The sequence below is a fragment of the Adhaeribacter swui genome (assembly GCF_014217805.1).
Classification (GTDB): Bacteria; Bacteroidota; Bacteroidia; order Cytophagales; family Hymenobacteraceae; genus Adhaeribacter; species Adhaeribacter swui.
Genome location: NZ_CP055156.1, coordinates 2,714,875 through 2,727,741, shown reverse-complemented (window position 1 = coordinate 2,727,741; position 12,867 = coordinate 2,714,875). Strand labels below are relative to the sequence as shown.

The window sequence follows — 12,867 nt, the reverse complement described above, 5'->3', positions numbered from 1 at the left end:
ATTTAAAAATTTTAAAAAATCCCTTACAAACCGATGTTAATACCAATCTGGTACATTTTGGATTGCGGATAAGTACCTTGATCCACGCCCAGAATGGTAGAACCTGGCGTAGAACCAACCGATGTAATTTCCGGATCGATGCCGCTGTATTTGGTAATGGTGAATAGGTTTTGCGCTTGCAGGTAAACGCGTACGCTTTCTAAACCAATTTTGCTTAAGGTAGTAGTTGGTAAAGTATAACCTAAGGTCAGGTTTTTCATTCTCAGGTAAGAGCCATCTTCTACGAAGTAGCTCGATGGTTGCTGGCTCCGGCTATCGGTAGAGTTTAAGATAGGCAATACGGCATTCGGATTTTGCGGCGTCCAGGACTCGTTGAGCATACGCAAGCTGCGGTTACCAGCCTGGTTATTAAAATCAGTCCAGCGTTTTACCATGTTTAATACTTCATTGCCTTGTACCCCCTGGAAGAAAGCCGATAAATCGAAATTCTTATAGCCTACATTCAAATTCACGCCATAAGTAAAGTCCGGATGCGGATTACCGATAAAAGTACGGTCGTTGTCGTTAATAATACCGTTGCCATCTACATCGCGGTATTTAAATTTACCTACTGCCGAGTAACCCGGATAATTAGGGCTGCTGTTAACTTCGGCTTCGTTTTGGTAAATGCCATCAATTACATGGCCGTAGAAAGAATACAAAGGTTGACCAACTACGGAACGGGTCCAGGTGTAGCTACGGATGGATGGGCCAAGTAATACGGCGGTGGCGCTGTTATTTAATTTTAAAACTTCGTTGCGGTACGTCGAAAAGTTAACGCTTACACCGTAGGTTAAGTCACCATTCAGAGCCTGGTTATTAAAGTCCAAACCTAAATCTACGCCGCGGTTACGCATTTCGCCTACGTTTACAAACGGTATGGTGGCCGTTCCCTGGGTAGCAGGCAAACTAACCTGATACAGCATATCGGAGGTTAAGCGGTTATACCAATCGAAGGTAATCCCAAATTTGCCTTTCAGAATGGTAGCATCTAAACCCACGTTGGTTTGGGTGGTAGTTTCCCATTTGGCATCGGGGTTACCAAACGCTTGGGTATCAAAACCCGCTACTACCGCATTGTTAGAACCGGTAATGGCGTAAGACGATTGGTTTAGGGTAGAACGATACGTGTTGAAGCCGTTGTAGTTACCAATTTCCTGGTTACCGGTTTGGCCCCAGCCGGCGCGTAATTTTAAATCATCAAAGAAATTTAAACCCGACAGGAATTCTTCTTCGGATAAACGCCAGCCCGCACTAAACGCCGGGAACGTACCATAACGGTTGTTGGCTCCAAACCGCGAAGAACCATCGCGACGTACGGTAGCTTCTAATAAATAGCGATCTTTTAAGGCATAGTTTACTTTTCCGAATAAAGAGAATAAAGCCCATTCGTAACCACCACCGGCATTGTTAATTCCCGAGGCTCCGGCACTTAAAAACATGTACTGGGGATCTTCGGAGAAAAAAGTAGTGCGGTTCGCCGAAAAATCACGGCCGGTTCCTTCAATGGCTTCGGCTCCTACTAAAACGCCCAGGCTGTGAATATCATTAAAGGTTTTCTTATAATTTAAGGTGTTCGACCAGGTCCAGGTGATATCGTAGGCGTTGGCGTTAGTTAAAGCATTTGCGGTTTCAATTTCGGCTTCTTCTAAATCCAGCAGGTTGTAGTCCTGGCGGTAAGCGTTGATGTAGTCGATGCCAATGCTGGTTTTGGCGGTTAAATCCTTTAAAATATCTAACTCGGCATAGGCATTACCAAATGTCCGGAACTGGGTAGTTTTATCGTTTTTGTTACGATCCAGCTGCGCTACGGGGTTAGTAGCGGGTCCTAAACCGGCCGCCCGGGTAGCCGCATACCGGCCATTGATGTCGTAGATGGGGATGATGGAAGGAATCCGGTAAGCATTACCTACGGGGTTACCGTCCTGGTTGTTGGCGCCACTGGCCGTGCCGTTGTTGTTGTAATAGCCTTTATTTTGGGCATAACTTACTTCCAGGTTTTGACCTATCCGGAACCGGTTTTTTAAACTAAATTCGGTATTGGAACGCACCGAATACCGGTCGAAGGAAGTGTTTAACAACACCCCATCTTGTTTAAAATAGTTTAAAGAAAGCGCGTAGCGGCCATTTTCGCTACCACCCGAAGCACCCAGGTTATACTCCTGAATAGCTGCCGGACGTAAAATTTCGTTTAACCAATCGGTACCTTCTTTATTAGCTTTTACAATTTGGTAATAGCCGTTGCGGTTGTAATTCACCAACGAAGGATCTACCCGTGGGTCGCCTTCAAACAAACCGTAGCTGCTACCGGCTAAGATATAATCCGGTACTACCGGCGTAGGACCGTTGCCGAACTGCGGATGCGAGGGATTGCCATTGGTTAAAATACCGGCATTGCGCAACTGCTGCCACAATAATTCGCCGTGCTGCTGCGGGTTCACGATCATGCCCAGTTCTATTTTACCGTATTGTACGCCGGCCCGGCTGTTAAAAGAAAATTTAGGTACGCCCGCTTTGCCTTTTTTAGTGGTAATAATAATTACCCCGTTAGCTGCCCGCGAACCGTAAACAGAAGCGGCCGATGCATCTTTTAACACCTGCATCGACTCAATGTTGTTCGGGTTAATGTTGTTCAGGCCGCCTTTGGTAGGTACACCATCAATCACGTAAAGTGGGTCGTTGTTGTTAATGGTACCAAATCCCCGGATACGCACGGTAGCTTCGCCGCCGGGCGTGTTGTTGGTAGTTACCGTAACGCCGGGTGCCCGGCCTTGTAACTGCTGGGCCACGTTGGGAGCCGCTACTTTGGTTAGCTCTTCCGCATCCACAACCGCTACGGAACCGGTAATATCCCGCTTAGATTGCGTAGAATAACCCGTTACCACTACTTCCTGCAACGCTTTGGCATCGGTGCCCAAACTCACATTAATGGTAGCCTGGTTACCTACCGTTACTTCTTTGGAAGCATAACCAATAAAAGAAAACACCAAAACGCTTTGGCTGTTGGGCACCGAAATTTTAAAATTTCCATCGGTATCGGTTACGGTACCTTGGGAAGTTCCTTTTACCACTATACTAACTCCGGGTAAAGATTCGCCCGTGTCGGCCCCGGTTACTTTTCCGGTTATACTTACTCCCTGGGCAAAGCTGCTGCTCCAGGTAATAATGCACAGCGCAAGTACAAAAATGTACCTGAATGTTGTAGAATTTTGCATGCAATAAATTTTAAAAGTTAGTAGATGATTTTTGCGGCCTAAGCCAGACTGTTTTTACGGCTGCCAAGATTAGAATTACATGTTTTAATTCCAAGAAATTAAAGAATGAATTTTTTAAAATTTTTGCTTAATTTTTAATAAAATAAGGTAAAACCATTAAAAATTTTTCATTTTATATAAACAATCCAATAAATTTTAAAATTTTTTGGTTAGCCGATTTTTTGCGTTCCTGTTACCTTAAGCATAAATTTAAAAATGTAGGTTTTTAAAGTCGGTTGATTTTAGTTTACCCGAAGGTGTATGACAAGGATAAAATAAAGGCCGGAATAAGAATGTGAACAGACCTGCCAAATTAGGTAAATGACCAGTTAGCAGGTAGATTTACGAACATGTAAAACCGAAGGTAAAACCTGGGTATCGTGGCTGATTGGTTGGTTTTTTCTTTTTAGCGCTTTGCACAAACTAGTAGCGGCGGCTTTGCCCATATCAAAAGCGGGCTGGGTAATGGTGGTAAGGGATGGATTAAGGAAAGAAGCCGATTGCAAATTAGAAAAGGCAAGCACTTTAACTTCTTGAGGTATATTTAAATGTAATTCCTGGCAAACCTGGTAAACAGTGGTAGCTTGCTTTTCGACGGTGGCAATAATTCCATCGGGCCGCTGCGGGTCGCTTAGTAAGTTTTTAATTAAAAAATAAGTATCCGCTTCTGACTGGGCGCAGGTAATTACAGTAGCCCCCTGGAAACTACTCTCTTGCTCCTCCAGTGCTTTTTTATATCCTTCTAAGCGGTTCGCGCTCATTACTAAGCTGCTGGAAGCAGATAACAAAGCAATCTGCTTACAGCCGCCATCTATTAAATGCCGGGTTGCCCAATAGCTGCTTTCATAATCGTTGGTGGTAATTTTAGGGGCGGCAATATCATTGCAAACCCGGTCGAACAGAACCAAGGGCATGCCCCGGCCTAGTAACTCCCGGATGTGCTGGTTATGCGCAGTTTCGGCGGTAATGGAAAGTAAAACCCCATCTACCCGGCCATTTTGAAATTCTTTTAAAATAGCCTGTTCTTTTAAAAAACTTTCGTGGGTTAAATAAATGAGCACGTGCAATCCGTGTTCCTGCGCTACTGCTTCAATGCCGTTAATGGCTTGGGCAAAATAACTGTCGGCCACTTCCGGAATTACCACCGCAATGGTTTTACTCGTTTTTTTGCGGAGGCCGCTGGCATGGTAGTTTGGCACAAAGTTACGTACCGTGGCCAGTTCCAGTACTTTTTGTTTGGTTTCCGGGCTTATCTGGTGGCTATCCTGCAAAGCCCGCGAAATAGTAGAAGCCGAAAGGTTAAGTTCTTTCGCTAATTGCTTAATGGTTACTTTCTCCATCTTATTCCAAAACTCAGCCGGGTTGCTGCTTTTGATTTAGGCAAACGATTGCGTAAATAATCCCGGTTTTACATAACATAGAGGCCGCATTTTTTAGTAAATTAGTAAAATCAAGAAGACGCACGCTTATTTTTTGAAAATATACTATTAAAAATATGAACGCAACGGAAAAAACAACTTTAAACCCGCTGGAAAGCCTGGAAGAGTGGGAAGAAAACTTACTCGAACGTTACCCCGACCCGGAAGATATTGCCCAAGGCAAAGCCACCGAAGCTTATCGTAATTACGACACCCCGGTGCGGGACACCGTACGCGAGTTTTACCGGCTCAACCACCGCTACCAATCGTATGATTTTGTGCTGGAAAAAGAAAAAGACTTCCTGAAGTTCGACAAAAAAGAAATGCCCGTGTGGGATGCGTTTCAGTTTCTGAACCAGTTGGTAGATGATTCGGACCCCGACACCGACCTGGACCAGATGCAACACTTACTGCAAACTTCCGAAGCTATCCGCGCCGACGGTCACCCGGACTGGATGGTAATGGTAGGCCTGATGCACGACATGGGCAAGGTGCTTTGCTTATTCGGTGAACCGCAATGGGCTGTAGTGGGCGATACGTTTCCGGTAGGTTGCGCTTTCTCGGATAAAATTGTGTACCCCGAGTATTTTAAAGATAACCCCGACATGAACGACCCGCGGTTTAATACTAAATATGGTGTTTACGAACCTAACTGCGGTTTGCGCAACGTGCACTTATCCTGGGGCCACGACGAATACGTGTACCACATGATGAAAGATTATTTGCCTGAACCGGCTTTATACATGCTGCGCTACCACTCGTTTTACCCACAACATCGCGAAAACGCCTACGACCATTTAATGGATGCGCATGACCACGAAATGTTTAAATGGGTAAAACTGTTTAACCCTTACGATTTATATTCTAAAAACCCAACGCCTCCCAACTGGACCGAGTTACGGCCTTATTACGAAGATTTAGTAGCCAAATATTTACCCGCTACACTCAAGTTTTAAGTAGCATTTTTAACAAAAAGCCCCTTCTTTCAGCAGAGAAGGGGCTTTTCTGTTTTATAATATTTATTAAATTTAAAAAATGCATATATTACTTACCTGTAGCTGAACTGGAACAGAGTAACAGCACACAAATAGTTAACTTTCAAATAATTACCTTGATTATTTAAAACAACTGAATACTTTATTCCATCCATTATGCCGATACGCGTATGTTGTTCCTTTTTAGTAGTTAGCCAAAACTTTAATGATAAGAATAAAAGCATTTTGGGTTACAAGCATTCTGCTGCTACTTAGTTTAACATTATTTGGTCAAGCCACAAGGAAAAACCTTGTTGGTGAATGGACGACTAATAACAAGGATAGCTTATATTTTAAAAATGACACTGTTCAGTTGTACCAGGATGTTAACTACCGGTACGGTTTGGAAACGTGCAGTTTGATTGAATGGAAATTTGAGCCCAAAAAGTTTAGAGTACTACATCTCTTTACCTGTAGCGAACCAGGTACAGTGAACTATTCTTCTCCTAGAGAAAAGTTAAAATTAAAAAAAAGGGGCAGGCAGCAGATTCTGGAGATTAAGAAAGGCGGACTTGTACTTGATACTTTTCTGATTTTAGAATTTAAAGAATACAAAGTTCAGAGATATCCGCATGAAATAAAGGCGTTAAAACTAAAAAGAATTTAAAAACAGTAATGGCTAACGGACTTGGATTCAAGGTAGCTACGCCACCGCATAGCCAATACCGTTAGCGCCCATTGATAAAAACGAGAAATTAAAATAATTCGTTAATTTTAAGAATAAACCCAAAGAAGTAACAAAATGGCCTTCGAGACAATCACTATACAGAACGAATCAGGCGCACAGGCAATACGGATTCCCGAAAGCCACAAGATAAACGACGACAAAGTTTATGTTAAAAAGCTTGGGAACGCCCTTTACCTTATCCCATACCATAACCCATGGCAGAACCTCTTTGAAAGCCTTGGCAAGTTCACACCCGACTTCATGGAGGAGAGAAGCCAGCCGACGGAGCAGAAAAGAGAGGCGTTTGACTAATGGAATGCCTTCTGGACACAAACATCTGCATCTACATTATAAAAAGGAAACCAGAGATAATGTTAGAGAGGTTCAGAGAACTAACACTTGGGAACGTGGGAATTTCAGCAATAACCCGGATAGAAACACGGAGGCCCTGAACCAATTCCTTGTACCGCTGGATGTAAAAGACTTTGATTATAATGCTACTGTAGAATACGGTAGAATCAGAGCTAGCCTAGAAAGATCTGGAACCCCAATAGGACCACTAGATACCCTAATTGCCGCACATGCCCTTAGCTTAAATTCCACACTAGTAACAAATAACGAGAAAGAATTCAATAGAGTGGCCGGTTTAAAGATTGAGAACTGGACAAAGTAAAAAACGTGCGCCAACAATGAGCCTAAGCCATGCTACCGCCAACAGCCTCGGACGCCTCATGTACGAGGGCATTATTCGAAATAATTAAAAAAATTATAGAAGATTGTTGTAATTCTGACCACTAAGTGCTTATATCATTCTAGAAGCCGGCAAAAAAGAAAAAATTTAAAAAATTGCGCGATATGGAAACGAACAAAGGTGTAGCAACTTTTTACGCCCCTACCAGGCAGCAATGGCGCGCGTGGCTGGCCCAGAATTATCAAACTGCAAAAGAAATTTACCTGATTATTTACCATATAAAAAGTCCAACCCCATGCCTTACCTATAGCGAAGCAGTAGAAGAAGCGCTTTGTTATGGCTGGATTGATTCTGTTAAAAATAAACGTGACCCCGAGAGTGCGTATCAACGGTTCTCGCCCCGCAAACCCAAAAGCACCTGGAGCAAACTAAACCGCGAACGGGTAGAAAAATTAGTAAATGCCGGTTTAATGACCGAAGCCGGTCAAAAAATGGTTGATCTGGCGAAACAAACCGGTACCTGGGAGCCGGTGGCTGTTCCCCTTTCGCAAAACAGCTAAATAAAACCAAGCTGTTAAAGCTATCGCCAATACGCCATCTTAAAATTTCGGCATTTGAGCAAAATTTAAAAACGGCAAAACGGGAATAATACTTTTTAAGATGAGTGCTTATCTGCTTCGGGTAAATTAACCCTGGCTTGGTTAAGGATGTTTGGGCATAGCAACTAGTAAGGTATAACCTAAATTGGCGTATTATTTGGTATTCTGTAACCCAGGTTTTGTACTTAGCCGCCGTATGTTGGTATCTTCTGGCAGCATGCAACATTGGTCTTACTTTTACAGTATCAGCATGAAAAATTTTTTACTTTTATTAATACCCTTATTTCTCATTCTTCAGATTCCTGTTTTTGCCCAAAATGCCGAATTAGCCAAGCTACTTGCGCTGCCCAATGATACCCTAAAAGTGCAGGAGTTGGCGGGCTTTGCTAAAAAAATGGTGCACCAAGATAAGGCGGCATCAAAACAAGCATCATCGGCCTTGTTGCAGGTCAGCCAGAAAATAAATTATGTAAAAGGCATGGCTATCGGCTATTCTTATCTGGCCTTTATCGACCTGGAATCGGGCAAGCACGCAGTGGCGGCTGATTTGTATAACAAAGCCATTACCTATTACCGCCAAGCCCATGATGAGCGAGGCGTAGCCAAATGCCTCGGCAATATGGCTGATATTTACGAATCCACGGGGCAAGGCGACCGGGCCGTAGATGCCCGACTGGCGGCTGTTGCTATTCTGGAGAAGTTGCTACCCACCTCTAAAGCCCCCGAAGATGTGATGCATTCCTTAGCCATTCAATACAACAACTTTGCTACCACCTACGCCGATTTATTTTTAAATAACGAGAAGGCTTACACCTATTTAAAAAAAGCCGAAGCTATTTGCCGGCAGGCCCAAGACACGTCCCAACTCATTGATGTTTTAGGTAATCTCACCTCTTTATTAACCGAAGAAGGCCGGGTAAAAGAAGCTTTAACCACGGGGAAAGAGGTATTTCGTTTAAGTAAAGCCACCCAGGATAATTTTCATTTGGCTACCGGCTACTATAGCTACGGGTTTGTGCTAAATGCCATGGGCCAGGTAGACTCGGCCGTTACAGTGCTGCGGCAAGGATTACAATACGCCAACCAGGCCAAAAGTGATTACCGCATTTTTAAAGCAACGCACTTGCTAGCCCTGGCCCTAAAAAAACAAGGCAAATATCCCGAAGTTATTTCTATTCTGGAACAAGCTTATAACGGCGTAGCCGAAGATGGGGCTCTGAAATATAAAAGCGAAATTGCCGCGGAACTAGGCCATGCTTACTTTAAAATTGGCAATTACAAGGCCGCATATCAGCAACTAGAGCAGCGATTTTTATTAAATGATTCGGTTATTCAATTGGCCAACAACCAGCTTATTGCCGAAAAAGAAACAAAATACCAAACTGCCCAAAAAGAAAAACAACTCGCGCAAAAAGAACTTTTATTGCAAAAAAGCCGGCAGCAAGTAATTTACGCCATTATTTTTTCAATTTTTGCCTTGCTCGTTACTGCTTTTATTTGGGTACAGTACCGGAACAAACGCCGGTTACACAAAACCCAATTGCAAACGCTACAGCAAGAAAAAGAAATACAATTACTGCAGGCGCTCATGCAGGGTGAGGAAAAAGAACGCAGCCGCATCGCTAAAGATTTGCACGATGGCGTGGCCGGCATGTTGGCGGCCGTTAAAATGCATTTATCGGTAAGCAAGTTTGAAAAACAACCGGAAGGCTATACCAAAGCCCTGGAACTTTTAAACGAGGCCACCACCGAGGTGCGTAAAACTTCGCACAACTTAATGCCGGAAGTTTTGCTGCAATATGGCCTGGATGCCGCCTTAAACCGGTATTGCACCAACATTAACAGTGCAGCACTTCAGGTAAATTATTACTTTATCGGCGAGGAGCAACGCTTTATCTCCAGCTTTGAACTTTCGGTTTACCGCATTGTGCAGGAATTATTGAATAATATTTTTAAACATTCCCGCGCTACCGAAGCCACCGTGCAATTAAGCGTGCGCGAAGGAGTGCTCTCGCTTTCTATCGAAGACAATGGCGTTGGGTTTGCCAAACAACCGGGACAATCAGGTGGTATGGGACTCGAATCGCTGAAACGCCGTATTCGTACCTTAAACGGCAACATGGAACTGAGTACCGAAGACGGCGGAGGGGTGAGCGCCTATCTGGAATTCAGTACCGCAGGTTTGCAACTCAAAAGCCCGGAACCAAAAACCCAATTCGTTTAAAATCTTAACGCTGGATGTTAGATGCTGGCAATACAGGGAAATTTTTAAATTTTTCGTTTTTTATCAAACGCAACTTCGCTAACTATTAAGTTCTTCGGGATTAAAAACCTGCTATAACCAACTAGCTCCTATACCCCTCTTTCTATTTTCTGCGTAAACAGAAGCCAATTTTAAAACAGAACTTATGGAAAAAAGAAAGATAGGAAACTCCGGGATAGAAGTAGCGCCGCTGGCATTTGGCGGTAACGTGTTTGGCTGGACCATCGACCAGGCCACGTCTTTTACTTTGTTAGATGCTTTTACCGGTGCCGGATTTAATTTAATTGATACCGCCGATGTGTACTCGAACTGGGTGCCGGGCAACCAGGGCGGCGAATCCGAAACCATTATTGGTAATTGGCTGAAACAATCGGGTAAACGCGACCAGGTGATTATTGCTACTAAAGTGGGTGGTGAAATGAGTCCGGGCAAAAAAGGCTTATCGCGCAACCACATCCGGCAATCCGTAGAAGATTCGCTGCGCCGGCTGCAAACCGATTACATTGATTTGTACCAATCGCACTACGACGACCCAGCTACGCCCTTAGAAGATACTTTAGCCACTTACGGCGAACTCATAAAAGAAGGTAAAATCCGGGCCATTGGTGCCTCTAATTACACCGCCGAAAGGCTCGCGGAAGCCTTGCGGGTAAGTGAGCAAAACAACCTACCGCGCTACGATAGCCTGCAACCCGAATACAACCTGTACGAACGCAATAGTTTTGAAAAAGAACTCGAACCGCTCTGCCAGCAGCACAACATTGGGGTAATCAATTACTTTGCCCTAGCTAGTGGCTTTTTAACCGGCAAGTACCGCTCCGAAGCCGATTTAGCGAAGAGCAAACGCGGCCAAGGCAACAAAAAATATTTGAACGAACGCGGTTTCCGGATACTGGATGGTTTGGACCAGGTAGCCCAACAATATCAAACCGACCCAGCCAGCATTGCCATTGCCTGGCTCATTGCCCGGCCCAGTATTACCGCACCTATTGCCAGCGCTACCAACCCGGAACAGTTACAAGCGCTTACTAAAGCCGCTACCTTGCAGTTAGATCAATCGGCTATAGAATTATTAAATAAGGCCAGCGCAGAATAAATACTTCTAAAATTTACCTGTTGTTAATAGCTAGTTTATAACATCCTGGCGTTGGTGCAGCAACAGGTAAATTTTTAAATTTTAAAATTTTACACTTTCAGCATTCCCATTTCTTCCAGAATTTCCACAGCCCGCAAAGCGCTTAGCTCTTTGTCTTTAATTTCCAGCATAATATCCACGTCTAAGCCGTCGAGTTGCTGCAAGAAGTCCCGGAATAAATCATCCACAATGCTGGCGGTGTGTTTACCCTTGCGCTCCCCTAAAGACTGCGACGAGTAATCCATCATCATAATGCCGTCTTTTTCCTGCCAGGTACCGGCGGCCAAGTGTAAGGCTTCGGTCATGGTTTCGCCGTTATTCAAACACTCGTGATGGAAGTTATCAAACAAAATCGGGATACCGGTTTGCTCGTGTATTTCCAAACAATCGCTTAAGCTGTAAGAGCGGTCATCGTTTTCAATTACCAGGCGTTTGCGCACGTTTTCGGGCAACAAAAAATAACTTTCCACAAAACGTTTTATAGCTTCTGGTTTATCGCCGTATACCCCACCCCCGTGAATCTGGAGTTTAGCCGTTTCGTCGAGTTCCATAATATCCATAATGGCGCACTGGTACTCCAATTCGGCAAAGCTGTTTTTCAAAGTGTTTTGGTTGGGCGAGTTGAGCACCACAAACTGGTCGGGGTGCATGCTGATGCGCACGTTATGATTTTTGATGTAGCGCCCCAAGGCCCGTAACGTACCCTGAAAATGATTTTGCCAGTTATAGGTATTTACCGGGTGCGAGGCAAAAGGTACCATGTCGGAGCTCATGCGCAAAAAAAGCAAGTTGTGCTGCACGTTGTACTCCAGTATTTTTTTGAGGCAAGTAAAATTATTGGCGGTAGTTGCAATTAGGCGCTCTTCGGAATAAGATGCCAGCCGGAAAGTAGTGGCTGGTGTACAGTCCATTCCATTATTTATGCACGGATACCCAATCTTCATAAAGTAAATTTTTAAAAAAAGTAAACTCAACTTCTTTACAAACGCACTTTATGGGTTTTGGTTAGTTTATCTGAATACCTTGGAATAAGACTGGTTGTTACGGCCTCCGGAACCCCTCATTTCGGTCCAGGAAAAGGCTATCGTATTTTTGGCGGGCGGCTTGTTCGCGCTTAAACTTTTCAGCAGCGGCTTGCTCGTCCAGAATAGCTTGTAATTTCCGGCGGTCGCGGCCTTCTTTGGAGAGTTGGTCGTAAATAAAACTGATGGGGTTGGCAATTGAAGCCGGGGGTGGGGTAAATACTTTTTCTTCGTAGAGCGGTTTAGGTTCAGCGGGTTTAACCACGGCACGCGGTTCCGGTTTTTTCTTTTGGTTACGTAAATACCGGTTTACTTTTTCGTAGTCGGGCCCCATAGTTACCTGAACTTCTTCCAGCACCACATTGCCTTCCTCTAAACTAATCTGGATGTTGGCTTCGTTGGGCACATCAGCCGTAATCGGGAAAAGCTTGGTTTTGTAACCCACCGACCGGAAGTAAATGGTATCGCCTACCTGGGTAGTAATCCGAAACCGGCCTACCTCGTTGGTTACCGTGCCGCGCCAGAGTCGTTTGCTGATAACGGTTATATTGGCCAGTGGTTTTTTAGTAACCGCATCTATCACCGACCCATTCATTTGAATAACGGTACTTTGTTGCGCCCACGTTTCTTTGGTACAGAATAACCACAAAATCGGAATTACCAGTAAAAAGATAAGTTTACGCTGCATACAAAGTACAAAATAACCAATGTTAGTGCTTAGACGCAAAAAGGATCGGTTATGTCA

Annotated in this window: 11 protein-coding genes; 7 read left to right on the top strand and 4 right to left on the bottom strand. The window is 44.1% G+C overall.

The window, feature by feature from the left end; translation table 11 throughout:
- Positions 1 to 23: 23 nt before the first annotated feature.
- Both HUW51_RS11825 and HUW51_RS11820 read right to left on the bottom strand, forming a co-directional pair.
- Positions 24 to 3,254, bottom strand: coding sequence for a SusC/RagA family TonB-linked outer membrane protein (locus tag HUW51_RS11825; RefSeq protein ID WP_185274227.1), 3,231 nt, complete (start codon positions 3,252 to 3,254; stop codon positions 24 to 26).
- A 368-nt stretch (positions 3,255 to 3,622) separates the two neighbouring features.
- On the bottom strand, positions 3,623 to 4,633 hold the full coding sequence (locus tag HUW51_RS11820; protein WP_185274226.1) for a LacI family DNA-binding transcriptional regulator: 1,011 nt from the start codon (positions 4,631 to 4,633) through the stop codon (positions 3,623 to 3,625).
- Positions 4,634 to 4,788: 155 nt separating this feature from the next.
- Between HUW51_RS11820 and HUW51_RS11815 the strand changes: the two genes are divergently transcribed.
- From HUW51_RS11815 to HUW51_RS11785, 7 genes are all read left to right on the top strand, one after another.
- Complete coding sequence (locus HUW51_RS11815) at positions 4,789 to 5,667, top strand: inositol oxygenase family protein (protein WP_185274225.1); 879 nt, start codon at positions 4,789 to 4,791, stop codon at positions 5,665 to 5,667.
- Positions 5,668 to 5,911: 244 nt separating this feature from the next.
- The gene (locus tag HUW51_RS11810; protein ID WP_185274224.1) at positions 5,912 to 6,352 is read left to right on the top strand and encodes a hypothetical protein; all 441 of its coding nucleotides are present in this window, start codon (positions 5,912 to 5,914) and stop codon (positions 6,350 to 6,352) included.
- Between the two features lie 135 nt (positions 6,353 to 6,487).
- Positions 6,488 to 6,724, top strand: coding sequence for an antitoxin (locus HUW51_RS11805; protein ID WP_185274223.1), 237 nt, complete (start codon positions 6,488 to 6,490; stop codon positions 6,722 to 6,724).
- A gap of 4 nt (positions 6,725 to 6,728) precedes the next feature.
- A complete protein-coding gene (locus tag HUW51_RS24915; protein WP_394353949.1) occupies positions 6,729 to 7,085 on the top strand; it encodes a PIN domain-containing protein in 357 nt (118 codons plus the stop codon).
- A gap of 182 nt (positions 7,086 to 7,267) precedes the next feature.
- Entirely contained in the window at positions 7,268 to 7,663 is a 396-nt protein-coding gene (locus tag HUW51_RS11795) for a YdeI/OmpD-associated family protein (protein WP_185274222.1), read from the top strand.
- Between the two features lie 235 nt (positions 7,664 to 7,898).
- Positions 7,899 to 9,926 (top strand): tetratricopeptide repeat-containing sensor histidine kinase, encoded by a 2,028-nt coding sequence (locus HUW51_RS11790; RefSeq protein ID WP_228467016.1) that lies wholly within the window; start codon positions 7,899 to 7,901, stop codon positions 9,924 to 9,926.
- Positions 9,927 to 10,110: 184 nt separating this feature from the next.
- A complete protein-coding gene (locus tag HUW51_RS11785; RefSeq protein WP_185274220.1) occupies positions 10,111 to 11,061 on the top strand; it encodes an aldo/keto reductase in 951 nt (316 codons plus the stop codon).
- An 89-nt stretch (positions 11,062 to 11,150) separates the two neighbouring features.
- On the opposite strand, the gene uvsE is transcribed toward HUW51_RS11785, so the two are convergent.
- Positions 11,151 to 12,011 (bottom strand): UV DNA damage repair endonuclease UvsE, encoded by an 861-nt coding sequence (gene uvsE, locus HUW51_RS11780; protein ID WP_228467015.1) that lies wholly within the window; start codon positions 12,009 to 12,011, stop codon positions 11,151 to 11,153.
- A 130-nt stretch (positions 12,012 to 12,141) separates the two neighbouring features.
- A complete protein-coding gene (locus HUW51_RS11775) occupies positions 12,142 to 12,810 on the bottom strand; it encodes a carboxypeptidase-like regulatory domain-containing protein (protein WP_185274218.1) in 669 nt (222 codons plus the stop codon).
- Positions 12,811 to 12,867: the final 57 nt, after the last annotated feature.